Genomic DNA, 25,365 nt, shown 5'->3' with positions numbered 1-25,365 from the left:
GTAGGAGGGTCCAGTGGCAGCCAAGAAAACAAAACCAAGGGGATTGGGCCGTGGTCTGTCCGCTTTGATGGCTGATGTAACGCAGGAAACGGAAGGGTTGCGCCCGTCTGAACCCCGACGCGCGGACATGAAGGTTCCGATCGAAAAGCTGCATGCAAATCCGAACCAGCCGCGCCGTACCTTTTCGCGTGAACAACTGGATGAACTTGCGGCCTCGGTGAAGGAAAAGGGCATTATCCAGCCGCTGATCGTCCGAGAGAAAGCGGAAGGCGACTATGAGATCGTCGCGGGTGAGCGCCGCTGGCGTGCAGCGCAAATGGCGCAACTGCATGATATTCCGGTCATTGTCCGTGATTTCGACGATACCGAAGTGCTGGAAGTCGCGATTATCGAGAATATTCAGCGTGCCGACCTGAATGCAGTTGAAGAAGCGGCCGGCTACAAGCAGCTTATGGATCGTTTCGGGCACACACAGGAAAAGCTGGCCGAAGCCCTTGGCAAAAGCCGCAGTCATATTGCGAATCTTCTGCGTTTGCTGTCGCTGCCCATGGATGTTCAGCAATTGGTGGTCGAAGGCAAGCTTTCTGCCGGCCACGCGCGGGCGTTGATCACCTCAAGCAACCCCTCTGAATTGGCAAAGATTGTCGTACGCGACGGATTGTCGGTTCGCGCAACCGAGGCGCTTGTCAAAAAAGAGCAGGCGGACCCGGTCAAATCCGCGCCGAAGTCCAGAAATCTGGATGCAGGAAAAGACGCCGATACCAGAGCGCTTGAGAAAGATCTTTCTGCAATTCTGGCAATGAAGGTGGCCATCAACCACAAGCCCGGAACAGAAACAGGGCAGGTCGTTCTGACATATGAAAATCTGGACCAGCTTGACGATCTTTGCGCAAAGCTCAGCCGTTAGGACGTGTCCAGATAAAGGTTAGAACACCCCCCAAGACGACCGCCTGGATTACCAAGACGTAAACCGGGACCGTGAGGAAAATCGAAATTCCAAAGACGGCGGCAATCGAGAGAGTTGCCGCCTTTTTTGCTGCGGGGCGGATGGCACCGGAGTTTTGCCAATCCAGGATCATCGGGCCAAAGACTCGGTGCGTGATCAGCCAATTGTGAAGTCGGGAAGAAGAGCGCGCAAAGAAGAAAGCGGCCAATAGCAAGAACGGAACGGTCGGCAGCAAGGGAAGGGCAATGCCGATGACGGCAAGCGCAACGCTCAACAAACCCAATGCGGCCCAGAGGTAGTGCATACTTTACCCCAGCAATTCGCGAATGATGGAATTCAATACCGCGCGCCCGTCCTTGGTGGCGATTACTCGTCCGTCTATCTGTTCGATCATACCGATCGCACTCAGATCGTCCAATTTTGCCTGAGGTAATGAGACACCGGCTAAGGCCTCGTATCTATCTATATTTAGTCCTTCAGTGATCCGTAAACACATCATAAGGTATTCGTTCGCCTGATCCTGGTTTGAAAGCTCGGTTCTTTCCCGCTCTCCACTTCCGTTTTGAACAGCGTCCAGCCAAGTGTTCGGCAATAGGTGGGTTTCAGTCGCCAATTTTCTATCGCCAAGCGTAATTCGGCCATGCGCACCGGGCCCGATGCCTACGTAATCGCCATAGCGCCAATAAATCAGGTTGTGTCGGGATTCCGCGCCCGGTCGGGCGTGATTGGAAATTTCATAGGCGGGCAGACCGTGGGCTTCGCAAATTTCCTGTGTTGCAAGATACATGTCGGCCGCGCTGTCATCCTCGGGCAGGCCGCGCAGTTTTCCAACGGCGTATCTGTCGCCGAAAGCGGTGCCTTCCTCGATCGTCAGTTGGTACAAGGACAAATGGTCAACGGCCATAGATAAGGCGTCAGACAGTTCAGCGCGCCAAGCGGCCAGGGTTTGGTGCTGGCGGGCGTAGATCAAATCAAAGCTGACCCTGTCGAAACACGCTCTGGCGATATCAAACGCTGCCCGCGCTTCGGCGACCGTGTGGATTCGACCCAATCGGCGCAGGTCATCGTCATTCAGCGCCTGAACACCCATCGAGATCCGGTTCACCCCTGCTTCGCGATAGGCGGCAAACCGCCCCGCCTCGACCGAGCCGGGATTGGCCTCAAGCGTGATTTCCATGTCATTGGCGGGTCGCCACAGGCTGCGGGCCTCATCAATAATGGCGGCCACGGTGTCCGGGTGCATTAGCGAGGGCGTGCCACCGCCGAAAAAGATCGTATTCAGCACCCGATCCGGCGTGTCCAAAGCGGAGCGGCGTAGCTCGCTTAGGTAGCTATTAAGCCATTGTTTTTGATTGATATTTTTAGAAACATGGCTGTTGAAATCGCAATAAGGGCATTTGGCCTCGCAAAAGGGCCAATGCACATACAGGCCAAAGCCCCCGTTGCGCCAATCATCCGCCAAAGCAGCCTTTCACGAACATCTCCACCGCGCGACCGCGATGGCTGATCTTGTTCTTTTCCCAGCGATCCATCTCGGCAAAGGTAATGTCATGCCCGTCGGGGACAAACATCGGGTCATAGCCAAACCCGTCCTTGCCCCGGATTGGCCAGACAAGATGGCCCGGGGCGATGCCCTCGAACACTTCGTCATGGCCGTCGGGCCAAGCTAAAACCAGAGTGCAACGAAACTGGGCTGTTCGGGGATGGGCTGCGTCTTTTGCTTCCAGCTCATCATGCGCGCGGGTCATGGCCATCAGGAAGTCGCGGCCATTTCCGGTTTCGGCCCAATCCGCCGTGTAAACGCCGGGTGCACCGTCCAGCGCATCAATCGTGATCCCGGAATCGTCCGACAGGGCAGGCAGGCCGGTGGCCTTGGCCGCGGCATGGGCCTTAATCCGGGCGTTTTCGACGAACGTATCCTCAGTCTCTTCCGGTTCGGGCAGGTTCATCTCTCCTGCGCCGACAACGCTCACGCCAAAGGGTTCGAGAAGATGCGCCATCTCCTCGAGCTTGCCTTTGTTATGCGTGGCCACCAGCAGCCTGTCACCGTCGAACTTGCGGGTCATGCGGTTGCGGCCTTTTGCGCTGCGGCCAGTTCGCCGACGCCTTTTTCGGCCAGATCCATCAGTTGATCCATCTGCGCCCGGCTAAAGACCGAGCCTTCGGCACTCATCTGCACTTCGATCAGTTTGCCGGAACCGGTCATGATGAAATTGCCATCAACACCGGCTTCGCTGTCCTCGGGATAGTCCAGATCCAGCACCGGCTGACCGGCATAAATGCCACAAGACACGGCGGCCACCGGATCGACCAGCGGGTCAGAGATCACATCGCCGGCTTTCATTAGCTTGTTCACCGCCAGACGCAGCGCGACCCAGCCGCCGGTGATCGAGGCGCAACGGGTGCCGCCATCGGCTTGGATCACATCGCAGTCCACAGTGATCTGGCGTTCGCCCAACGCGACCCGATCCACACCGGCGCGCAGGGCGCGACCGATCAGGCGCTGGATTTCCACGGTCCGACCACCTTGCTTGCCCGACGCAGCCTCACGCCGCATCCGTGTGTTGGTCGCCCGGGGCAACATGCCGTATTCCGCCGTGACCCAACCCAGGCCCGAACCCTTGATGAAGGGCGGCACGCGATCCTCGATCGTAGCGGTACACAGCACATGGGTGTCGCCCATTTTGATCAGGCAGGAACCTTCGGCATGTTTGGTAAAGCCTGTCTCGATTGAAACGGCGCGCATTTCGTTTAGATCACGTCCTGAGGGTCGCATGGAAAATCCTTTGTTTGCTGGGTTGGGGATACCGCCCCGTGGCGTTACGATGCAACCCCGATTGACCTTTCATTTGCCTGCGATTTAATGACGACCCAGCAGGGGACCGCCGATGAGCGAAGCAAGCAAAATTCTGAACGAGATGAACGACCGCTCGCGCGAGGTGTTTCGGTTGATCGTCGAAAGCTATCTGGAAAGCGGAGAGCCGGTGGGCAGCCGCACCCTGACTCGCACCCTGTCGGAAAAAGTCAGCGCCGCAACCGTGCGCAACGTGATGCAGGATCTGGAGTTTCTGGGCCTGCTGGACAGCCCCCATGTGTCTGCGGGACGGATTCCGACGCAGCAGGGGCTGCGGATGTTTGTCGATGGATTGCTTGAGGTCGGCGATCTGGGGGCCGATGATCGACAGAAGCTGGATGAGACATTAGGCTCTAACGCAGGCGATGTGGGTGGAATGCTGGATCGTGTGGGATCGGCCTTGTCACATGTGACACATGGCGCCTCACTGGTTTTGACCCCCAAGCAGGAATCCGAGATCAAGCATATCGAGTTTGTCTCGCTGGCCCATGACCGCGCGCTTGTCGTGCTGGTCTTTGCTGACGGAACTGTCGAAAATCGTCTGTTCACCCCTCCGCCGGGGCAGACGCCCAGTTCCATGCGCGAGGCCGCGAATTTCCTGAATGCCCTGATCGAGGGTCGGACGCTGAGCGAAGTGCGTCGTCAGATGCAGACGCAGATTGACGCCCGCAAGCAGGAAATCGACATATTGGCGCGCGCGATGGTCGAGAGTGGCATGGCCGCATGGGACGGAGACGGAGGCGATTCAGCCCGGTTGATTGTGCGTGGACGCGCGAATCTGTTGAATGAACCCGGTCAAACAGAAGAGCTGGACCGAATCCGCACCTTGTTTGATGACCTGGAACGTAAGCGCGATATCGCCGAATTCCTCGAATTAACCGAAGAAGGCGAAGGTGTTCGCATTTTTATCGGCTCTGAGAACAAACTTTTCTCACTTTCGGGTTCCTCTTTGGTGGTGTCTCCATATATGAACGCTGATCGAAAGATAATCGGTGCGGTCGGGGTTATTGGGCCCACACGACTGAACTATGGACGGATCGTGCCGATCGTGGATTATACGGCGCAACTGGTCGGCAAGCTGATTTCCGACCGGAGCTAGAGGGTAAGAGATGGCAGAACCCAAAAACGAAGATTTTCTGGACGATATCGCAACAGCCGAGGCCGAAGAGTTGGCCGAGGAATTTGCCGAAATCAGCGAAGAGGCGCTGGAAATTGATGCGTTGCGCGCTGAGCGGGATGATTTCAAAGACAAATTCATGCGTGCCTTGGCCGACGCTGAAAACGCGCGCAAACGGGGCGACAAGGCACGTCGGGATGCAGAGCAGTACGGCGGATCCAAGTTGGCGCGCGATATGCTGCCGGTTTACGACAACATGAAACGTGCGCTTGAGGCCGCCACGGACGAGCAAAAGGACGTTGCTGCCGGGTTGCTGGAAGGTGTCGAATTGACCATGCGTGCGCTGAAGGACGTATTCCAGAAACACGGGATTGTGGTGATTACGCCTGAAGTTGGGGATCGCTTTGATCCGAATGTCCACGAGGCGATGTTCGAAGCTCCGGTGCCTGGCACCCGTGCCGGTGACATTATTCAGGTGTCGGCCGAAGGGTTTATGCTGCACGACCGGCTGCTGCGTCCGGCACAGGTGGGCGTATCGTCGACACCTGCAAGCTGATTGGCCTCTGCGAGGCCAAGCCTCCGGCGGAAGTATTTTTGAACAGAAGAAGGGGCGGTCAGGATTTGGCCGCCTCTTTCAGTTTGTAGATCAGGTCGAGCGCTTCGCGAGGAGTGAGTTCATCGGGCAAGATGTCGCCCAACATATCCGTGACAGGGGATGCCTTGGGTGCAGGTGGCGGAGGGGGCGGCGCGGCTGAAAACAGGGGCAGGTCGTCGATCAGAGCCTTTTGTTTGCCGCCTTCGCGTTCGGTTTTTTCCAATTGGTCCAGCACCACGCGGGCACGTTCGACCACGGATGCAGGAAGCCCGGCCAATTGCGCGACCTGAACGCCGTAGGACCGGTCGGCGGCGCCTTTGTGCACCTCGTGCAGAAAGATGACTTCGCCTTCCCATTCCTTGACGGCGACGGTGGCGTTTTCGACACCTTCCAGCTTGCCTGCCAGTGCGGTGAGTTCATGGTAATGGGTGGCGAACAGCGCCCGGCATTGGTTGGCGGCGTGTAGATGTTCCAGCGTGGCCCAAGCGATCGACAGGCCGTCATAGGTGGCTGTACCGCGACCGATTTCGTCCAGAATGACCAGAGCGCGATCATCGGCCTGATTCAGGATCGCGGCGGTTTCCACCATCTCAACCATGAAAGTTGACCGCCCTCGGGCCAGATCGTCCGACGCTCCGACGCGGCTGAACAGTTGGCTGACGATGCCGATATGCGCCCTCTCAGCCGGGACATAGCTGCCCATTTGCGCCAATAGCGCGATCAAGGCGTTCTGGCGGAGGAAAGTTGATTTACCGGCCATATTGGGACCGGTCAGCAACCAGATCGCCGCGCCTTGATCTGCGCTCAGATCGCAGTCATTGGCGATGAAGGCATCGCCCGACTGCTGACGCAGGGCGTGTTCGACCACCGGGTGGCGGCCACCTTTCACGTCGAACGCGCGCGAATTGTCGACCTGCGGGCGGCACCAGTTTTCTCCGCGTGCCAGATCCGCGAGGGCCGTGGTCAGGTCCAGCTCGGCCAGCCCTCGGGCGGCCTGGTTCAGGCGAGCGGCGAGAGCCAGAATTTCATCAGAAAGCCTTTGATAGAGCCTTTTTTCGATCTCCAACGCCAGATTGCCCGCGTTTAGGATGCGCGTTTCGATCTCGGACAGTTCCACCGTGGTGAACCGCACCTGGTTGGCGGTGGTTTGACGGTGGATATAGGTCTCAGAGAAGGGCGGGTTCAGCATTTTCTGGGCATGGGTGGCCGTGGTTTCGATGAAATAGCCCAGCACGTTGTTGTGCTTGATCTTCAGAGAGGTGATGCCCGTATGTTCTGCGTATTTCTGTTGGAATCCCGCGATGACCGAGCGGCCTTCGTCGCGCAGGGTACGAGCCTCATCTAGCTCACTGTCGAAACCGGGGGCAATGAAGCCGCCATCACGGGCCAGTAAGGGGGGTTCAGCGACCAGGGCTTCGTCCAGCAGGTTCAGTAGATCGTCAAAGCCGACAAGGTTCTGTACCGCAGTTGCCAATAGGACGGGGAGATCCTGACTTTTGCACAATTCAGCGATTGCCGATGCCTGTGTCAGCCCGTTGCGAATGGCGGCCAGATCGCGGGGACCGCCGCGCTCAAGCGATAGGCGCGACAGGGCGCGGTCCAGATCGGGAGTCTTGCGCAGCGCCTCGCGCAGATCCGAGGTGGTCAGGCTGTCCTCAGCGGCAAAACTCACCGCATCCAGCCGGGCGTGGATCACATCCAGATTGCGGGAGGGGCTGGACAGGCGCTGTTCCAGCAGTCGCGCGCCACCCGGTGTCACGGTGCGGTCAACCACCGACAGCAGTGATCCGGCGCGGCCACCGGACAGGGACCGGGTCAGTTCCAGATTGCGGCGCGTGGCGGCGTCGATCTGAACCACGCGGTCTTCGGATTCCTTGAGCGGCGTTTGCAGCAGGGGCAGTTTGCCCTTTTGCGTGATCTCAAGATAGTCGATCAGCGCGCCCATCGCCGACACCTCGGCCCGGCCAAAACTGCCGAACGCGTCCAAAGCGCCCACGTGAAACAGCCCGCAGATGCGTTTTTCGGCAGCCGTGCTGTCGAAGCTGGCCCGTCCGATCGGGGTCAGGGAAATACCCAGATCACGTACCGTCTCGTTCAGCGCCTGTTCCATTCCGTCGCCCACGATCAGCTCGGACGGGGCCAGACGCGCCAGTTCGGGGCTGAGCCGGACCGAGGTCAAGGGCATCACATGAAACGCACCTGTCGAGATATCGGCCCATGCCAAAGCAGCCTCATCCCGAACTTCGGCGTAAGCGGCCAGAAAGTTGTGGCGGCGGGCCTCTAGCAGCGCATCTTCGGTCAGCGTGCCGGGGGTGACCAGACGCACAACATCGCGCCGAACCACTGATTTAGAGCCTCTTTTCTTGGCCTCAGTCGGGCTTTCCATCTGTTCGCAGACGGCGACGCGAAAGCCTTTGCGGATCAGAGTCAGCAGATACCCTTCGGCCGAATGGACCGGGACACCGCACATCGGGATATCGTCGCCATTGTGCTTGCCGCGCTTGGTCAGGGCTATGTCCAGCGCCTCAGCCGCGTTCACGGCGTCTTGAAAAAACATCTCGTAGAAATCGCCCATACGGTAAAACAACAGGGCGTCGGCATGGGCCTCTTTGATCTCAAGATACTGTGCCATCATCGGCGTGACTGTGGACAAAAGCGGCCCCCTTTTGGCGTCTTCCGGGCGCGACCTTACAAATCCCCCATCCGTGACGAAAGGTGAAAACGTATTGTCGTTGAGGCGCAGCCCTGCCTGCGCTATGACGCAGCAGCCCTGAAGTCATGGAAACGACCGATAAGATGCCCAAAACGAAGATCACAAAAGAAGAGGCGCTGGCCTTTCACCTGGACCCCACCCCCGGCAAGTGGGAGGTGCAGGCCACTGTTCCCATGACCACGCAGCGCGATCTGTCGCTGGCCTACAGTCCCGGTGTGGCCGTTCCTTGCGAAGCCATCGCCGAAGCGCCCGAGACCGCCTATGACTATACCAACAAGGGCAATCTGGTCGCCGTGATCTCGAACGGGACGGCTGTTCTGGGCCTTGGTAACTTGGGTGCGCTGGGCAGTAAGCCGGTGATGGAGGGCAAAGCGGTTCTGTTCAAGCGTTTTGCCGACATAAACTCGATCGACATTGAGCTGGACACCGAAGACCCGGACGAGTTCTGTCGCGCTGTGCGGCTGATGGGGCCGACCTTTGGCGGCATAAATTTGGAAGACATCAAGGCGCCCGAATGTTTCATCATCGAACAGCGCCTGAAAGAAGAGATGGACATCCCCGTCTTTCACGACGATCAGCACGGCACGGCGGTGATCTGTGCGGCGGGTCTGCTGAACGCGCTGCATATCTCGGGCAAGAAGATCGAGGATGTGAAGATCGTTCTCAATGGCGCGGGCGCGGCGGGGATCGCCTGTATCGAATTGCTCAAGTCGATGGGCGCGCGGCATGAGAACTGCATCGTTTGTGATACCAAGGGCGTGATCTATCAGGGCCGCACCGAGGGGATGAACCAGTGGAAATCGGCCCATGCGATCACCACGGACCTGCGCACACTGGAAGAAGCAATGAAGGGCGCGGATGTGTTTCTGGGTGTGTCGGTCAAGGGGGCCGTGACCCAAGAGATGGTTAAGTCGATGGCCGACAACCCGGTGATTTTCGCCATGGCCAACCCCGACCCCGAGATTACCCCGGAAGAGGCCCACGAAGTTCGTGTGGATGCGATCGTCGCCACCGGCCGCAGCGACTATCCGAACCAAGTGAACAACGTATTGGGCTTCCCCTACCTGTTCCGTGGCGCGTTGGATATCAACGCCCGGGCCATCAATGACGAGATGAAGATTGCCTGCGCCCATGCGTTGGCGCGTCTGGCGCGTGAAGATGTGCCGGATGAGGTCGCAATGGCCTATGGCAAATCGCTGACGTTTGGCCGCGACTATATCATCCCCACGCCGTTTGATCCGCGCCTGATCCACCGTATCCCTCCTGCCGTGGCCAAGGCCGGAATGGATACCGGGGCCGCGCGGCGCCCGATCATCGACATGGACGCCTATGAGCTGAGCCTGAAATCCCGCATGGACCCGACCGCCAGCATCCTGCGTGGTCTGAACGCCCGTGCGCGCCAGGCGCAAAGCCGGATGATCTTTGCCGAGGGCGACGATCCCCGTGTGCTGCGCGCCGCTGTTACCTATCAACGCTCGGGCTTTGGCAAGGCGCTGGTTGTGGGGCGCCCCGATGACGTGAAGGTCAAGCTGGAAGAGGCTGGTCTGGGCGATGCCGTGCGCGAGCTTGAGGTGGTAAACGCCGCCAATACCTCGCATCTCGAAACTTACTCGAACTTCCTGTACGAGCGGCTTCAGCGTAAGGGTTTCGACCGCAAGGACATCCACCGCCTTGCTGCGCGGGACCGTCACGTGTTTTCCTCGCTGATGCTGGCGCATGGGCATGGCGATGGTCTTGTGACTGGGGCCACGCGCAAATCGGCGCATGTTCTTGACCGGATCAATCACGTGTTTGATGCGGATGCAGCGCATGGGGCGGCTGGCGTGACCGCGCTGTTGCACAAGGGGCGGATCGTGCTGATCGGCGATACGCTTGTCCATGAATGGCCCGATGAGAATGATCTGGCCAATATCGCCGAACGCTCGGCTGCTGTTGCGCGTCACATGGGGCTTGAGCCGCGCGTGGCCTTCGTCAGCTTTTCGACCTTTGGCTACCCGGTGTCGGAACGGGCCGAGAAAATGCACCGCGCGCCAGCGGTTCTGGACCAGCGCGGCGTTGATTTCGAATATGAGGGCGAGATGACTGTCGACGTTGCCCTGAATGTCGATCAGCAGGCCAGCTATCCGTTCCAGCGTCTGACGGGTCCTGCGAATATCCTGATCGTACCCGCACGCCACTCGGCCTCGATCTCGACCAAGCTGATGCAGGAAATGGGCGGCGCGACTGTCATTGGCCCGATCCTGTCGGGTGTCGATAAGCCGATTCAGATTTGTTCGACCGTTTCGACGGCGAATGACATTCTGAACATGGCTATCCTGGCGTCTTGTGACATTGGATAAGCCATGACGATCTGGAACCTCGGCTCGATCAACGCGGACATGATTTACGACGTACCGCATCTTCCCGGGCCGGGGGAGACGCTCTCGGCCAGCCGTTTGGATCGCTTTCTGGGCGGCAAGGGCGCGAACATGTCCGTGGCCGCGGCCCGGGCCGGGGCGCAGGTGGCGCATGTTGGGGCCGTGGGGTCGGATGGGCGCTGGGCGCTGGATCGTTTGACGGAATATGGCGTGGATACGCGCCATATCGCTCTGGTCGATGTGCCGACGGGCCACGCCATCATCGCCGTGGATGCGCAGGGTGAGAACAACATCATTCTGTTTCAGGGGGCGAACCACGCCCTTTCGACCGATCAGTTGGGTCAGGCACTGTCATCAGCTTCGCAGGGTGACTTGCTGGTGATGCAGAACGAAACCAACTTGCAGGTTGAAGCCGCGAAGATGGGGCGCGAGATGGGTTTGACCGTCTGCTACGCCGCGGCACCGTTTCAGGCCGAGGCAGTGCAAGCCGTGCTGCCCTATCTGGATTTCCTGATCCTGAACGAAGTTGAGGCCGAGCAACTGCATCAGGCCACAGGTCAATCGGTCACGAATTTGAAGGTCGAGCATGTGATCGTCACTTTGGGCTCGAAAGGTGCGCGATATTATCATCGCGCTGCGGCTTCGGATTTCCCGGCCCACAAAGTTCAGGCTGTGGACACAACCGGCGCGGGGGACACGTTCACCGGCTATGTTCTGGCCGGTATGGATCGAGGGATGCCGATGGCGCAGGCGATTTCACAAGCAAATCGTGCCGCGGCCCTGATGGTCACGCGGCACGGTACAGCCGATGTCATCCCGGATTTGAAAGAGGTCCGGGACGCGCAGTTCGATTAGGATCCGGCAAACGGCGCGTCGCTGCCCCAAAGCTGTTTCACGCGGGCGTCCCGGCCGCAGGCTTTGCGGTACGCCTTGTATGCGCTGTGCTGACGTTTGGGACCAAACCGTGTGAGAACCAGCTTGGATCCCTTGTAGTAATCCTGATGATATGCCTCGGCCGGGTAGAACGCACCCGCCTGCAGGATCGGAGTAACCACAGCCTGTCCCAGCGCACGCTGTGCATCTGCTTTGGCTTGTTCAGCAGACGCTTTTTCACCTGCGTTAGAGACGAAAATAGCGGTTCTGTAGCTGTCGCCCCGGTCGCAGAACTGCCCTCCGGCATCTGTGGGGTCGACCGAGCGGAAGAAGAGGTTCAACAGCGTTTCACGGGAAACGACCGATGGGTCAAAGGTGATCTGAACGGCCTCGTAATGACCGGTGCCCCCTTTTGAGACCTGATCATAGGTTGGGCTTGCCGAAGTTCCGCCGGTATATCCCGAAACCGCCCCTGTCACGCCTTTCACGGATTCAAAATCGGATTCCACACACCAAAAGCACCCGCCTGCCACCGTCAGGGTTTCAGTTCCTGCGGCTGGCGCTGGGGTTGCACGCAACAGTGCGGCTATGGTGATCAAGGCAAAAAGAAGCGTCGGTTTGACGTAGTCGAGATAAGCAATGCGGGTCATGGCAGGTCTCCTTCTGAGATCAGGCTGCCCTGTCTTTTTGCCCGACGCAATCACCTGACATCGTATGTCACGCGCTGGTGAGAGGAGTTTATCCCAGCAACTGCCCCAGTTTCATCGCAACGCCCATATTTCCCGAAATCTTGAGCTTGCCCAAAGCCACGCCCGTCATCGGGTTCAGTTTCCCTGTCAGTAGCTTGGTCAGGTTCTTCTGCGAGATGCGGATGGTGCAGTCGGTGTCCTGATCCTGCGTGGTGGCCTGATTTTCGGACAGCACGATCACGCCGTCATCGCCGCAATCGAACTTCAGTGAGCCTTCGAAGCTTTTACCAACCAGATTTTTCTGAATGTCGTCCGCAATGGCTTGCAGCATGGTATCTCTCCTCGGTTGACCCGTGCGTAAAGCGAAACAGGTTAACCAAGCAAGGATGACCCAACGGGAACCGCTGGCTACGACCCCTGCAAGACCTGGGCGGTGCGCTCGCAGTGATGGCCGTCATAGAATGCGTCGAGTACGGCCTGAAATTCCTGCGGTGCGCCGGGTACAGACGAGAACAGCGTCATGCTCGACCGCAGTTTCTTGGCATCAATCCCGCCCAGAATGTCCGTGGCGTCGCGTCCTTTGTGCAGCAGTACCAGCTGCGCCGTTTCCGTCAGGCGTTTGCGCAGCTCTGGATGATCCAGATAGGCGGTCGCCTCTTCCAGATCTTCAATTCCATATAGCTGCGCCATGTCAGACCGGCCAAGCTCGGCCAGTTGTGGAAAGACGAACCACATCCAATGGCTGGTTTTCTGCCCCTGTTTCAGCTCGCGCAGGACGTCGGACCAGACCGTGTCCTGCGCTTCGATGAACAGATCAAGCTCATCACCGATGTCGTCGTCTTCGGTCACTTGGACAAACGCTTGTCGCGCGCGGCCAGAAGTTTCAGACGCAGGGCGTTCAACTGGATGAATCCTGCCGCATCTGTCTGGTCATACGCGCCTGCGTCTTCTTCAAAGGTCACGTGTGCCTCGGAATAGAGCGAGTGATCCGACCAGCGGCCCACGGTCGAGGCCAGACCTTTATACAGTTTCACCCGCACGGTGCCGGTGACATGTTCCTGAGATTTGTCGATGGCGGCTTGCAGCATCTCGCGTTCGGGCGAGTACCAGAAGCCGTTATAGATCAGCTCGGCATATTGCGGCATCAGCTGGTCTTTCAGATGCATCGCGCCCCGGTCCATGGTGATGGATTCAATGCCACGGTGCGCTTCCAACAGGATAGTGCCGCCGGGCGTTTCATAGATACCGCGCGACTTCATCCCAACGAAACGGCCTTCGACCAGATCCAGACGGCCAATGCCGTGCTTGCCGCCATATTCGTTCAGTTTGGTCAGGATAGTCGCGGGGCTCATCGCCTCGCCATTGATGCTGACCGCGTCGCCTTTTTCAAAGCCGATTTCGATGAATTCAGGCTCGTTCGGTGCGTCCTCGGGGTGGACGGTGCGCTGATAGACGTAGTCGGGCGCCATGTCTGCCGGGTCTTCCAGAACCTTACCCTCGGACGAGGTGTGCAGCAGGTTGGCATCGACCGAGAACGGAGCCTCGCCGCGCTTGTCCTTGGCGATCGGAATCTGGTTCTGTTCGGCGAACTCCAACAGCTTGGTGCGGCTGGTCAGGTCCCATTCACGCCACGGCGCAATCACCTTGATATCGGGGTTCAGCGCGTAGGCGGCCAGCTCGAACCGCACCTGATCGTTGCCCTTGCCGGTTGCACCATGCGCCACAGCATCGGCACCTGTTTCAGCCGCAATCTCGACCAGACGTTTCGAGATCAGCGGGCGCGCAATCGAAGTGCCCAGCAGGTACAGACCTTCGTATTGCGCGTTGGCGCGGAACATGGGGAAGACGAAATCGCGGACGAATTCTTCGCGGATGTCTTCGATATAGATGTTCTCGGGTTTGATCCCCAGCATCTCGGCCTTTTGTCGTGCCGGTTCCAGTTCCTCACCCTGACCCAAATCAGCGGTGAAGGTGACGACCTCACAGCCATACTCGGTCTGCAACCATTTCAGAATGATCGAGGTATCAAGGCCACCGGAATAGGCCAGAACAACTTTCTTGGGCGCGGACATCTGAACTTCCCCTTATGCGTAGAACGATTGGCCCCTAACGGGTTTTGAAAGCGGGGGCAAGTTATCTGCGTTGACGCAGGCAGCGATTTCAGGTGAAACGGACGGATAGAGAACAAGGATTGGTTGAAAGGGCAGTTTTCACAATGTTGGGTTGGCAGATTTTTGTGCATTCTGTGCGGATGGTTTTTGGAAACATCAAGCAGGTTCTGCAAATTACTTTTGGTCCGGCACTTGCGGCAACTGCCGCCATCGTCGCGCTGTTACTGGTTCTGGACATACCGTGGGATCAGCTTGACCCGGAATCCGGCGCGTTGCCACCGGGCACCTCATACGGATCACTGGTGTTCTTTATCGCAAGCGTGGCCATTTTGGGGATAATCACGATGTTCTGGATCGCCGTGTCCTGGCATCGCTTTATCCTGCTTGAAGAATATCCACGTGGTATCTTTCCGACTTTCCGGTTTGACAGGATTCTCGCGTATTTTGGGCGGGTGTTGCTGTTGGGTTTACTGATGGGCCTTGCCTTCTTGCCGCTTAGTTTGGTTATGGCCGCGATGGGGGCTGGCGCTCTAACCATGGTCGTAATGGTCGTTTTCGCCATTTTTCTGATTGTTTCATTCTATCGCTTGTCGATCATCCTGCCGGCGGCTGCAATAGGCCATCCGGTAACGATTGGGGATGCGTGGAACAGTACACAGGGCATGGGTGGCGCAATCATCCTGCTTTTGATCGTGAACTTCCTGTTTCAGTTTCTGGTGCAGCTTGCGTTCACTGCGCTCGCGTTCATTCCCCTGCTGGGCATCTTGCTGACGCTGTTCTTCGGTACTTTGGTGTTGCCGCTGATCAACGTCAGTATTCTGACCACGATGTTCGGTGTCTTCATTGAAAAACGCGACCTCGCCTGAGCGCCCGTACACATATGTATTCCTTGCGCTTTCGGCGGTGATGCGGCACTGAAACCGTCATGAGTGATTTCATGACCCGTGCCCGCGCCGCCGAACAGGAAATGCGATCGGTTTTTCCGCCGACACCCTTGCAGCGGAACGCCCACCTGTCTGATCGCTATGGGGCTGATATCTGGCTCAAGCGTGAAGACCTCAGCCCGGTGCGCTCCTACAAGATCCGTGGTGCGTTCAACGCCATGCGCAAGCAGCAGGGGCATGACCTTTTCGTCTGTGCCAGCGCAGGCAATCACGCGCAGGGCGTGGCGTTCATGTGCAAACATCTGAACGTGCGCGGTGTGATCTTCATGCCGGTAACGACACCGCAGCAGAAAATTCAGAAAACCCGCATCTTCGGCGGTGACAATATCGAGGTTCATCTGTCCGGGGACTATTTCGACGACACTCTGGCAGCGGCGCAGCAGTGGTGCGCACAGCAGGGCGGCTATTTCCTGTCGCCCTTCGACGATGAGGACGTGATCGAGGGGCAGGCGTCCCTTGCTGTTGAGATCGAAGCGCAACTGGGCCGCGTCCCGGACCACGTCATCCTGCCGGTCGGTGGTGGGGGAATGTCTTCGGGTGTGGCAACGTGGTTCGCGGACCGAACTCATTGCCTGTTTGTCGAACCCAAGGGCGGGGCGTGCCTGCATGCGGCGATGGCGGCGGGTCACCCCGTTTCGCTGGATCACGTGGACAATTTCGTTGACGGTGCCGCGGTTGGCCGGATTGGGGCCAAGCCGTTTGAGTTGCTCAAATCACGCCATCTTTCGGATGTGCTGGTCCTGTCCGAAGATCGCATCTGCACCACGATGATTGAAATGCTGAATGTCGAAGGCATTGTTCTGGAGCCCGCGGGTGCCCTTGCGGTCGAGGCGGTTGCCGATGTGCAAAGCTTCATTCGTGGCAAGACCGTGGTTTGCGTCACGTCGGGCGGGAATTTCGATTTTGAGCGTTTGCCCGAAGTGAAAGAACGCGCGCAGCGCTACTCGGGCGTGAAAAAGTACTTTATTCTGCGCTTGCCGCAGCGACCCGGAGCGTTGAAGGAATTCCTGAATATCCTTGGCCCGGACGACGATATTGCCCGGTTTGAGTATATGAAGAAATCGGCGCGCAATTTCGGCTCGGTCCTGATCGGCATCGAAACCCGGAAGCCCGAGAATTTTGCACGTCTTTTTGCGCATCTGGACGAAGCGGGGTTCACCTATACCGACATAACAGACGACGAGACGCTGGCGCAGTTTGTCATCTAAGTCAGGTTCTGTGCCTTTTCGGTCAGGAAACAGGCACGCGACTCGTCAAATGCGGTCAGGATTTCCGGCAGGTTGACATCGACGGCCTGGCCAGAGGCCGCCGACCGCTCACCGTCCTGACACAGCCGCGAGAAGTGATCAAACCCAAGACTCAGGGCACTGCCCTTGAGGAAATGCAGGTTTTGTTCCAGATCCCGCCGCGCCGTGTCCTGTTCCAGACGGTCGATCGCTTCCTGAACTTCGTCCAGAAAGATCTGAACGACCTCATCAAACTCTGCGCTGCCAACCTCGTTCCGCAACTGAATGACCCTGGACCAGTTGATCATGCCCGCATTCTCCACAAAAATCGTGATGTGATTTTGGTAGCGTTTCGCCGGTAAAGGGCGGGTTAAGCGATGCGAAATTCAACCTTCACCGGATGTTAAACAGCCCAAGCCTAGGGTCCTCTTGCGCGGGGATAGCTTGGGAACAGAGGATTCGGGTGGCAGAGGTCAGTCAAGCAGAAGCCAGATCGGAGCTGGATTTTGGAGTAATCCAAAAGGTGCTTGTCGTGGATGACAGTCGGCTTCAGCGCCGCATTCTGGTGGCATCGCTCAAGAAATGGGGGTTTCAGGTTCTCGAGGCGGATAACGGCGATGCGGCGTTGGAAATCTGTGCAACGGACCCTCCGGACCTGGTCCTGAGTGACTGGGTCATGCCGGGGATGAGCGGTCTGGATTTCTGCCGGGCGTTTCGGTCATTGAACCGCGAACTATACAGCTATTTCATCCTTCTGACCTCGAAAAGCGAAAAGCAGGAGGTCGCGCGTGGGCTGGACGCCGGGGCAGATGACTTTCTCATCAAACCGCTTGAGGCAGACGAGCTGCGGGCCCGTATCTCGGCGGGTGCGCGAATTCTGGATATGCAGCGCGAATTGTCCGAGAAAAACCGCTTGATTGAATCGGCGCTGGAAGACCTGAAACTGGCGCATGACGCCATCGACAAAGACTTGATTCAGGCCCGCAAGATTCAGGAATCGCTGGTGCCTGAGCTGACGCGCAGCTTTGGGAATTCCCGGGTCAGCCTGCTGCTGAAACCCTGCGGACACATCGGCGGTGATCTTGTCGGGATGTTCTCGCCGGGTGTGAACAGGTTGGGGTTTTACAGCATTGACGTGTCCGGCCATGGCATCACCTCGGCTATGATGACAGCGCGGCTGGGCGGGTATCTGTCCAGCAAGCATTTCGATCAGAACGTCGCGATGGAGAAGCGGTTCGACAAGTTTTACGCCTTGTTGCCGCCCGAGCGGGTGGCCGAGACTCTGAATTCCCGATTGATGGCCGATGCCGGGATCGAAGAATACTTTACCATGGTCTATGGGATCATCGACCTGCGCAACGGTCACTTGAAAATGGTGCAGGCGGGCCATCCCCACCCATTGGTGCTTCGTCAGAATGGAGGAACCGCGTTTCTGGGCGAAGGCGGGTTGCCCATCGGGTTGCTGCCGGACGTGTCCTTTCAGCGGATTGAAACTTATCTGAATCCCGGCGACAGGCTTCTGTTGTATTCCGACGGCTTTACGGAATGCACGATGGCGGATGGGCAATTGCTTGAAGAGGAAGGGCTGCGTCAAATGGCGACCAAATGCGCCAAGGGTGCCGGAGGGTCCGATTTTCTTGACAACATCTTTCATGACCTGACCCACGCCATGGCCCCCGGCAGCAGCATGGATGACGATGTCTCGGCCGTATTTTTCGAATACGGAGGTCCCTAGAGCGTATCCAGATGCAAACCCGCGAAATGACGGTCGCCGCCATTGCCCAACATCTCAACCGCGTCGGCGGTATCCATCCACAGCGCTTCGTGGAACGGCTCGGTCGGCGCGCCGATATTGCGGACGGGACGCGCGCGGTAGATCAGGCAGACCTTTTCGGCCCATAAGTCATATTCCGGCATATAGGTGAACCGGCGAAATGCGCCGACACGACGCGGATTGGCCACCAGCCAGCCCGTTTCCTCAAAAACCTCTCGGTGCAGGGCTGTGATGGGCGATTCGCCGGGATCAATACCGCCACCGGGCAGTTGCAGATCGGGGCCGGGTTCCGTCTGACAGGTCAGCAAAAGGTGCCTGCCCCGAGGCAGCAATGCGTAAACGCCCACCCTTCGCGTGTATTTACGACCCGCTTGTGGGGTTTCACCGAACCGTCTGATCATGTATGGCCCCTTACAACCCGAATTGTTCGACCTATATGCTGGCGGTATGCCAACCTGTGGCGTGTAAGGAAACCCCATGTCTCTTGGAACCAAAATCGCGTGGGACGATACCGTCCTGCCCTTTCAACTCGATGTATCGGACATGCGTGGCCGTGTGGCCCGTCTGGACGGGGTGCTGGATGGCATCCTGAAGCAACACGACTATCCCGAAAAGGTCGAAGCGCTGGTTGCTGAGATGGCCCTGCTGACTGCGTTGATCGGTCAGACGGTTTCGTTGCGCTGGAAGCTGTCCCTTCAGGTTCAGTCCAAGGGCGCCGTCCGTATGATTGCCACCGATTATTATGCGCCCACCGAAGAAGGTGAACCGGCGCGCATCCGGGCCTATGCCAGCTTTGACCGGGACAGGCTGACCGATGCCAGCCCGTTCGATCAGGTAGGCGAAGGGTATTTTGCGATCATGATCGACCAGGGCGAAGGCACGCATCCCTATCAGGGGATCACCCCCTTGGCCGGCGGGTCGCTCAGCGCCTGTGCCGAAGCCTATTTTGCCCAGTCCGAGCAGTTGCCGACCCGGTTCTCGCTGAGCTTTGGGAAATCGACCGAGCCCGGCGTTGGCGAACACTGGCGCGCGGGCGGGATCATGTTGCAGCACATGCCCAAAGCCTCACCTTTTGCAGCCAAGGGTGAAGGCACCGGTGACATCCTGACCGCCAGCGATCTGGTCGATGGTGAGGAAGGCGAAAACTGGGGTCGCGTCAATATCCTGCTGGATACGGTCGAGGATCTGGAGTTGATCGGCCCGTCAATCGCGCCGACCGACTTGCTGGTGCGTTTGTTCCACGAGGAACAGCCCCGCGTCTATGACGCGCAGCCGGTGCAGTTCGGGTGTACCTGCTCCGAGGATCGCGTACGGCAAAGCCTGTCGATCTATTCGGCGAAGGACATCGAAAAGATGACGACGCCCGAAGGCGAAGTTACAGCCGACTGCCAGTTCTGTGGCGCGCATTATGTGTTGGATCCCAGCACCGTTGGCTTTGATGCTGACCGGGCCTGATCCGACAGACGTGCTGCGGGCGGCGCTGAGTCGCCCCGGCCACGGGTCAAGCGACTTTGACCTGAACCCCGACACGGTTCTGCCCGCAGGCCGCAAGTTGCGCCCGGCCGGAGTTTTAGTTCCGGTTTCCGTTGTCGGAAACACCCCGCGCGTGATCCTGACCAAGCGTTCGTCAGCGCTTAAACATCATCCCGGTCAGATCGCCTTTCCGGGCGGCAAGCAGGATGAGGGTGACGAGGATGTCACCGCCACCGCCCTGCGTGAAGCGCAGGAGGAGATCGGTTTGCCCCCGGATCTGCCGGACATTCTGGGCCATTTGCCGACCCATGAAACGGTGACATCTTTCACGGTCACTCCGGTAATCGCCATTCTGCGGGACAGGTTCCAACCCGTGCCGGAACCGGGCGAAGTGGATGAGGTGTTCTCGGTCCCGCTTGCGCATGTCCTTGATCCTGCAAATTACATTGTTGAATCGCGCCGCTGGCGGGGTCAGAAACGGTATTATTTCACAGTGCCGTTTGGCCCCTATTATATCTGGGGCGCGACGGCCCGCATGTTACGGGGTCTGGCCGCGCGGGTGAGCGAATGACGCAAATATCCGAAAGCTGGGTATCCGATCCGGCGACGCAAAAGGTTTGCGCGGCGTTGACGAAGGGCGGTGCGCAGGCGCTGTTTGTGGGTGGCTGCGTCCGAAACGCGCTTTTGGGTGCGCCAGTGTCCGATATCGACATTGCGACGGACGCCCACCCTCAGCAAGTTGTCGAACTGGCGCAGAATGCAGGGCTGAAAGCAATCCCAACCGGGATGGATCATGGCACGATCACGGTGGTCTGTGACGGCATCCCGCATGAGATCACCACCTTCCGCCGCGATATCGAAACCGACGGACGCCGCGCGGTTGTGGCCTTCTCGGACAATATCGAAGAGGACGCAGCGCGCCGGGATTTCACCATGAACGCGCTGTATGCGCAGCCTGACGGGACGGTGTTGGATCCGCTGAACGGTTTGCCGGACTTGCGGGCGCGGCGTGTGCGCTTCATCGGAACCGCCGAACACCGCATCCGCGAAGACTACCTGCGGTCTTTGCGCTATTTCCGGTTTCACGCCTGGTACGGTGATCCCGAGGCTGGGTTTGACGCCGACGCGTTGGCGGCGATTGCGTCCAATTTGGACGGCTTATCCGACTTGTCCCGCGAACGCGTTGGGGCCGAGCTTTTGAAGTTGCTGGGCGCCCCCGATCCCGCACCCTCTGTTGCGGCCATGCGCAGTGTCGGCGTACTGGCGCAGCTTTTGCCGGGGGCGGACGACCGGGCCCTTGCGCCGCTGATCATGTTGGAGCAGCAGGCTGGCACCGCGGCAGAGCCGATCCGACGGCTCGCCGCGATTGCAACGCCCGAAATTGCAAAGACCTTGCGCCTGAGCAAGGCGCAGCTTCAGCGTCTGACCCGGATGCGGGACGAGGTAAGCGGGGCTGCATCCGTTGCCGAGCTGGGGTTCCGTTATGGAGAAGAAAGCGGTTTGCACGAAGTGCTGCTGCGATGCGCCTTTTTCGAACAACCCTGGTCCGAGGAAATGCGCGCCGACCTTCAAGCAGGGGCCAAAGCCGAGTTTCCGATCAGCGCATCAGACTTGATCCCCGAATTCTCTGGCCCCGCGCTGGGCCGGAAACTGGCCGAGCTTGAGGCTCGCTGGATCGCCTCGGGTTTTGCCCTGACCCGTGACGACTTGTTGGGCGGCTAAGGCGAAGTCTCAAAAAGGGATGACAAATAAATCATATTGTGGTTACGTGCCCCTGTTACCTGATTTGGAGGGAGGCATGCGAATGTATTACGGGATCTGGTTCGGCTAAAGCCGGAACACTTTGACCCGTAAGGGTGGTGTTCTGGCGCCATCTTTTTTCGCACGTCCTGAATTTCCTGCTCAATCGGAGCACTCTCCATGTTTCGCTATTTCGAAAACCTCGTTGACCCTTTTGTCGCCTACAAGGAATCTGACACGCCGCCCACGCGGTTGTGGCCATTCATGCTGGAATACACCAAGCCGTTCTATCGGGTGTTCTTCTGGGCGGGTCTGATCTCGGTCGTCGTTGCGGCGATTGAGGTCGGGTTGATCTACTATATGGGTCGCGTGGTTGACCTGTTGACGGGTCCACCCGCCGAGGTTTGGCAAGCGCACGGGACCGAATTGATCCTGATGGCAGTCTTTGTTTTGTTGCTGCGGCCTTTGCTGCACGTGGTCGACGTGCTGCTGCTGAACAACGCGATCCTTCCGAACATTGGCACGATTTTCCGCTGGCGGGCGCATAAGCACGTGCTGCGTCAGTCGGTGGGTTGGTTCGAGAATGACTTTGCGGGCCGTATCGCCAACCGGATCATGCAGACACCCCCGGCAGCGGGCGAGGCGGTGTTTCAGGTCTTTGACGCGATCTCTTTTTCGCTGGCCTATCTGATCGGGGCGGCGGTGCTGCTTATGGCGGCTGATCCACGCCTTTTGCTGCCATTGCTGGTCTGGTTCGTTCTGTACGGCCTGCTGGTGCGCTGGACGGTTGCGCGGGTCGGTCCCGCGTCGCAGGCGGCGTCTGATGCGCGGTCTGCCGTGACGGGCCGGGTGGTCGACAGCTACACCAACATCCACTCGGTCAAGATGTTTGCCCATGACGCGCAGGAACTGGACTATGCCCGCGAAGCCATCGAGGAAACGCGCCGCACTTTCCAGATCGAGATGCGGATCTTCACCATCATGGACGCGGTTCTGGTCACGCTGAACGGTCTGCTGATCGTTGGCGTTGTTGGATGGGCGATTGCCCTGTGGATGCAAGGCAGCGCGTCCGTCGGAGTAGTCGCGGCGGCAACGGCTTTGACTTTGCGGCTGAACGCGATGACTGGCTGGATCATGTGGGCGCTGACCAGCTTTTTCCGTCAGCTTGGTGTCGTGGCCGAGGGGATGGAGACGATTGCCCAACCCATCGACTTGCTGGACGCCCCCGGTGCCAAACCTCTGCACCTGGGCAACGGTCAGATCGACATCTGCGATCTGTCGCACCATTACGGGCGCAAGACCGGGGGTTTGGATCACATCAATCTGACCATTCAGCCGGGCGAAAAGATCGGTTTGATTGGCAGGTCGGGTGCCGGTAAATCGACCCTAGTAAAGCTGCTTTTGCGGTTTTATGACGTCGAGCAGGGCGCGATCCTGATTGACGATCAGAACATCGCGCAGGTCACGCAGGACAGTTTGCGCAGTCATATCGGAATGGTGCAGCAGGACAGTGCCTTGCTGCATCGTTCGGTCCGCGACAACATCCTGTACGGTCGTCCCGACGCGTCCGAGGCGCAGATGATCGCCGCTGCGAAACAGGCCGAAGCGCATGAATTCATTCTTGATCTTCAGGACCCACAAGGGCGCACCGGCTATGACGCGCATGTGGGTGAGCGGGGCGTGAAACTATCCGGCGGGCAACGTCAGCGGGTGACCTTGGCGCGGGTGATCCTGAAGGATGCTCCGATCCTTCTGTTGGATGAGGCGACATCCGCCCTAGATTCCGAGGTCGAAGCGTCGATACAGGAAACTCTATACGGCATGATGCAAGGTAAAACCGTGATCGCCATTGCCCACCGGCTGAGCACCATTGCCCAGATGGATCGCATTCTGGTTATGGACGGAGGTCGCATTGTTGAGCAGGGCGGCCATGCAGAACTGCTGTCGCAAGGTGGGCTTTACGCCCAGTTCTGGGCGCGGCAATCTGGGGGCTTCCTGAACCCGGAGGCCGCGGAATGAGGATAGCCGACCTCATAAACCCGTTAAAAAACATCGAAACGCCCCCGCCGCAAACGCTGGGGGCGTTCATTCGCTGGTGCTTGTCCGGCGCGTGGCCCATGCTGTTTGTCGCGGCCTTCTTTTCCGCAACCGCAGGCGCGATGGAGGCCGGAACTGCCTGGATTTTGGGGTTGGTGGTAGACGTTGCAACCGCCGGCGGGCCCGAGAACTTTCTGACCGCCAGCAATATGTGGATGATCCTTGGCGCAGTTGCGTTTTTCATGCTGTTGCGCCCGGTCCTGTTCGGACTGTCGTCATTGTCGAACAATTACATCGTGATGCCCAATATCACGCCGCTGGTTCTGGCCAAGCTGAACCGTTGGACGCTGGGGCAGTCCGTCACCTATTTCGACGATGACTTTGCAGGTCGGATCGCGCAAAAGCAGATGCAAACCTCGAATGCGATGGCGTCCGTTGTGTCCGAGACCATCAGTGCGATTGTCTTTGCACTTGCCTCGCTTGTGGGCTCTTTCCTTTTGTTAGGGTCTATTCATCCGCTTGTTATGCTGCCCTTCACGGTCTGGCTTGCGGTCTATTTCCTGTTGATCCGCTGGTATTTGCCGCGCATCCGCAAACGCTCGGCCGCGCGGGCCGGCGCGCGGGCGATGGTGTCGGGACAGGTGGTCGACACCATCACGAACATCAAGACCGTCAAGCTGTTTGCGCATTCTGCCTATGAAGATCAGGCCGCCCGGAATGCGATGGTTGATCTGCGGGAACGGTCGCTGGAATTCGGCAGCCTGTCTGCCAGTTTCAGGTTCATTCTGATGACCCTGGCCGGGGTGCTGCCGGTTCTGCTGATGGGTGCCACGCTATGGTTGTGGCAGGCGGGAAGCGCGACGGCGGGCGATATCGTTGCGGCGGGTGCGGTTTCGATCCGTATCGCCCAGATGACGGGCTGGGTCAGCTTCACGCTGATGGGTCTCTACGCGAATGTCGGTGAAATTGAAAATGGAATGAAGACGCTCGCCAAGCGGGACCGGGTTGAGGACGCGACAGGCGCGTCTGATCTGCAGGTGCCGGATGGTCGGATCGAGTTTGACCATGTCAGCTTTGCCTACGGGCGCGATGTTGGCGGCGTAAGCGATGTGAACATGACCGTATATCCGGCTGAGAAACTGGGCATCGTCGGTGCATCGGGGGCGGGAAAGTCAACCTTGGTTTCGCTTCTGTTGCGGCTCTATGACGGGGAAAAGGGCGCGATTCGTATCGACGGTCAGGACGTCAGCCAAGTGACACAGGACAGCCTGCGCAGGCATATCGGTATGGTCACGCAGGAAACCGCGATGTTCAATCGGTCCGCGCGTGAAAATATCCTGTACGGCCGTCCTGACGCCACCGAAGATGAGATGATCGCCGCTGCAAGGAAGGCCGAGGCACATGAGTTTATCCTTGGCCTGCAGGACGCCCATGGTCGCACAGGGTATGATGCCCATCTGGGTGAGCGGGGCGTAAAGCTCAGCGGGGGACAGCGGCAGCGGATCGCCTTGGCGCGTGCGATACTGAAAGACGCGCCGATCCTTGTATTGGATGAGGCGACATCTGCGCTGGATTCCGAGGTTGAAGCCTCGATCCAGGCCGCGTTGCACCGTGTGATGCGGGGTAAGACCGTCCTGGCGATTGCACACCGGCTTTCGACGCTGCGAGAGATGGACCGGATCATCGTTCTGGATCAGGGGCGCATTGTCGAATCCGGCACGCATGACGATCTACTGGAACAGGGCGGCCTTTATGCACGGTTCTGGCATCGTCAGTCCGGCGGTTTCATTCAAGCTGAGGCCGCGGAATAGCGATTGACTGACTAGCAGGCACGGCGTGTGCGTTTTGCCGGGACCAGCGGCGTATTTTTGTTCAAGCTGACCTTGGTGATGCCTAGGGGGTTTTGTTGCAGACAA

24 protein-coding genes are annotated in these 25,365 nt (G+C 58.6%); 13 read left to right on the top strand and 11 right to left on the bottom strand.

From position 1 onward, the window contains the following. Window positions 1-13 precede the first annotated feature (13 nt). Window positions 14-907 (top strand): ParB/RepB/Spo0J family partition protein, encoded by an 894-nt coding sequence (locus ACR0MS_RS08290; RefSeq protein ID WP_480571033.1) that lies wholly within the window; start codon window positions 14-16, stop codon window positions 905-907. Here ACR0MS_RS08290 and ACR0MS_RS08285 read toward each other — a convergent pair. The 4 genes from ACR0MS_RS08285 to rph are packed head-to-tail and all read right to left on the bottom strand — an operon-like array spanning window position 897 to window position 3,722. Then, window positions 897-1,250, bottom strand: coding sequence for a YbaN family protein (locus ACR0MS_RS08285; RefSeq protein ID WP_480571036.1), 354 nt, complete (start codon window positions 1,248-1,250; stop codon window positions 897-899). The two genes, ACR0MS_RS08290 and ACR0MS_RS08285, sit on opposite strands and share 11 nt — an antisense overlap. Window positions 1,251-1,253: 3 nt before the next feature. Continuing rightward, window positions 1,254-2,408, bottom strand: a complete 1,155-nt coding sequence (gene hemW, locus ACR0MS_RS08280) for a radical SAM family heme chaperone HemW (protein WP_480571039.1) — start codon at window positions 2,406-2,408, stop codon at window positions 1,254-1,256. Then, window positions 2,398-3,012, bottom strand: coding sequence for an RdgB/HAM1 family non-canonical purine NTP pyrophosphatase (gene rdgB, locus ACR0MS_RS08275; protein ID WP_480571043.1), 615 nt, complete (start codon window positions 3,010-3,012; stop codon window positions 2,398-2,400). Before rdgB ends, hemW begins: the two co-directional genes overlap by 11 nt. Further along, window positions 3,009-3,722, bottom strand: a complete 714-nt coding sequence (gene rph, locus ACR0MS_RS08270) for a ribonuclease PH (RefSeq protein WP_170412685.1) — start codon at window positions 3,720-3,722, stop codon at window positions 3,009-3,011. The genes rdgB and rph overlap by 4 nt, the downstream gene beginning before the upstream one ends. Window positions 3,723-3,834: 112 nt before the next feature. Between rph and hrcA the strand changes: the two genes are divergently transcribed. Next, window positions 3,835-4,899 carry a heat-inducible transcriptional repressor HrcA gene (hrcA, locus tag ACR0MS_RS08265; RefSeq protein ID WP_480571045.1) on the top strand — a complete coding sequence of 355 codons (1,065 nt, stop codon included), beginning with the start codon at window positions 3,835-3,837 and terminating at the stop codon, window positions 4,897-4,899. Between the two features lie 10 nt (window positions 4,900-4,909). Next, window positions 4,910-5,473 (top strand): nucleotide exchange factor GrpE, encoded by a 564-nt coding sequence (locus tag ACR0MS_RS08260; protein ID WP_480571048.1) that lies wholly within the window; start codon window positions 4,910-4,912, stop codon window positions 5,471-5,473. Window positions 5,474-5,531: 58 nt separating this feature from the next. Here ACR0MS_RS08260 and mutS read toward each other — a convergent pair whose 3' ends face one another. Next, entirely contained in the window at window positions 5,532-8,147 is a 2,616-nt protein-coding gene (gene mutS, locus ACR0MS_RS08255) for a DNA mismatch repair protein MutS (protein WP_480571943.1), read from the bottom strand. A 161-nt stretch (window positions 8,148-8,308) separates the two neighbouring features. Between mutS and ACR0MS_RS08250 the strand changes: the two genes are divergently transcribed. Both ACR0MS_RS08250 and ACR0MS_RS08245 read left to right on the top strand, forming a co-directional pair. Next, a complete protein-coding gene (locus ACR0MS_RS08250) occupies window positions 8,309-10,564 on the top strand; it encodes an NADP-dependent malic enzyme (RefSeq protein WP_480571946.1) in 2,256 nt (751 codons plus the stop codon). A gap of 3 nt (window positions 10,565-10,567) precedes the next feature. After that, window positions 10,568-11,437 carry a ribokinase gene (locus ACR0MS_RS08245; protein ID WP_480571052.1) on the top strand — a complete coding sequence of 290 codons (870 nt, stop codon included), beginning with the start codon at window positions 10,568-10,570 and terminating at the stop codon, window positions 11,435-11,437. On the opposite strand, the gene msrA is transcribed toward ACR0MS_RS08245, so the two are convergent. The 4 genes from msrA to ACR0MS_RS08225 all read right to left on the bottom strand — a co-directional run bounded on the left by msrA (window position 11,434) and on the right by ACR0MS_RS08225 (window position 14,216). Next, the gene (gene msrA / locus ACR0MS_RS08240) at window positions 11,434-12,105 is read right to left on the bottom strand and encodes a peptide-methionine (S)-S-oxide reductase MsrA (RefSeq protein ID WP_480571055.1); all 672 of its coding nucleotides are present in this window, start codon (window positions 12,103-12,105) and stop codon (window positions 11,434-11,436) included. The two genes, ACR0MS_RS08245 and msrA, sit on opposite strands and share 4 nt — an antisense overlap. An 88-nt stretch (window positions 12,106-12,193) precedes the next feature. Continuing rightward, the gene (locus tag ACR0MS_RS08235; protein WP_480571058.1) at window positions 12,194-12,475 is read right to left on the bottom strand and encodes an SCP2 sterol-binding domain-containing protein; all 282 of its coding nucleotides are present in this window, start codon (window positions 12,473-12,475) and stop codon (window positions 12,194-12,196) included. Between the two features lie 77 nt (window positions 12,476-12,552). Continuing rightward, entirely contained in the window at window positions 12,553-12,993 is a 441-nt protein-coding gene (locus ACR0MS_RS08230; protein ID WP_480571061.1) for a DUF1810 domain-containing protein, read from the bottom strand. Next, window positions 12,990-14,216: an argininosuccinate synthase gene (locus ACR0MS_RS08225; RefSeq protein WP_480571064.1), complete on the bottom strand. Its 1,227-nt coding sequence runs from the start codon at window positions 14,214-14,216 to the stop codon at window positions 12,990-12,992. Before ACR0MS_RS08225 ends, ACR0MS_RS08230 begins: the two co-directional genes overlap by 4 nt. 143 nt (window positions 14,217-14,359) lie before the next feature. Between ACR0MS_RS08225 and ACR0MS_RS08220 the strand changes: the two genes are divergently transcribed. Together ACR0MS_RS08220 and ilvA are read left to right on the top strand one after the other, a co-directional pair. Next, on the top strand, window positions 14,360-15,121 hold the full coding sequence (locus ACR0MS_RS08220; RefSeq protein WP_480571067.1) for a hypothetical protein: 762 nt from the start codon (window positions 14,360-14,362) through the stop codon (window positions 15,119-15,121). Between the two features lie 59 nt (window positions 15,122-15,180). Then, window positions 15,181-16,407 (top strand): threonine ammonia-lyase IlvA, encoded by a 1,227-nt coding sequence (gene ilvA, locus ACR0MS_RS08215; protein ID WP_480571070.1) that lies wholly within the window; start codon window positions 15,181-15,183, stop codon window positions 16,405-16,407. On the opposite strand, the gene ACR0MS_RS08210 is transcribed toward ilvA, so the two are convergent. Further along, window positions 16,404-16,733: an Hpt domain-containing protein gene (locus tag ACR0MS_RS08210; protein WP_480571073.1), complete on the bottom strand. Its 330-nt coding sequence runs from the start codon at window positions 16,731-16,733 to the stop codon at window positions 16,404-16,406. The two genes, ilvA and ACR0MS_RS08210, sit on opposite strands and share 4 nt — an antisense overlap. A 224-nt stretch (window positions 16,734-16,957) precedes the next feature. On the opposite strand from ACR0MS_RS08210, the gene ACR0MS_RS08205 reads away from it, so the two are divergent. Further along, the gene (locus ACR0MS_RS08205; RefSeq protein WP_480571076.1) at window positions 16,958-18,160 is read left to right on the top strand and encodes a PP2C family protein-serine/threonine phosphatase; all 1,203 of its coding nucleotides are present in this window, start codon (window positions 16,958-16,960) and stop codon (window positions 18,158-18,160) included. Here the strand turns inward: ACR0MS_RS08205 and ACR0MS_RS08200 are convergent. Continuing rightward, window positions 18,157-18,600 (bottom strand): NUDIX hydrolase, encoded by a 444-nt coding sequence (locus tag ACR0MS_RS08200; protein ID WP_480571079.1) that lies wholly within the window; start codon window positions 18,598-18,600, stop codon window positions 18,157-18,159. The two genes, ACR0MS_RS08205 and ACR0MS_RS08200, sit on opposite strands and share 4 nt — an antisense overlap. Window positions 18,601-18,676: 76 nt before the next feature. Between ACR0MS_RS08200 and hslO the strand changes: the two genes are divergently transcribed. The 5 genes from hslO (at window position 18,677) to ACR0MS_RS08175 (ending at window position 25,260) form a co-directional block, all read left to right on the top strand. Next, window positions 18,677-19,654: an Hsp33 family molecular chaperone HslO gene (gene hslO / locus ACR0MS_RS08195; RefSeq protein ID WP_480571081.1), complete on the top strand. Its 978-nt coding sequence runs from the start codon at window positions 18,677-18,679 to the stop codon at window positions 19,652-19,654. Further along, entirely contained in the window at window positions 19,608-20,243 is a 636-nt protein-coding gene (locus ACR0MS_RS08190) for a CoA pyrophosphatase (RefSeq protein WP_480571084.1), read from the top strand. Before hslO ends, ACR0MS_RS08190 begins: the two co-directional genes overlap by 47 nt. Next, a complete protein-coding gene (locus ACR0MS_RS08185) occupies window positions 20,240-21,394 on the top strand; it encodes a CCA tRNA nucleotidyltransferase (RefSeq protein WP_480571087.1) in 1,155 nt (384 codons plus the stop codon). Before ACR0MS_RS08190 ends, ACR0MS_RS08185 begins: the two co-directional genes overlap by 4 nt. 198 nt (window positions 21,395-21,592) lie before the next feature. Further along, the gene (locus tag ACR0MS_RS08180; RefSeq protein ID WP_480571090.1) at window positions 21,593-23,431 is read left to right on the top strand and encodes an ABC transporter ATP-binding protein; all 1,839 of its coding nucleotides are present in this window, start codon (window positions 21,593-21,595) and stop codon (window positions 23,429-23,431) included. Next, a complete protein-coding gene (locus tag ACR0MS_RS08175) occupies window positions 23,428-25,260 on the top strand; it encodes an ABC transporter ATP-binding protein (RefSeq protein ID WP_480571094.1) in 1,833 nt (610 codons plus the stop codon). Before ACR0MS_RS08180 ends, ACR0MS_RS08175 begins: the two co-directional genes overlap by 4 nt. The last annotated feature ends 105 nt before the right edge of the window (window positions 25,261-25,365 follow it).

The sequence above is a fragment of the Ruegeria sp. CJ2 genome, assembly GCF_056536745.1.
The sequence above is the reverse complement of the archived record's forward strand: the minus strand, read 5'-3'. Positions and strand labels throughout refer to the sequence as shown.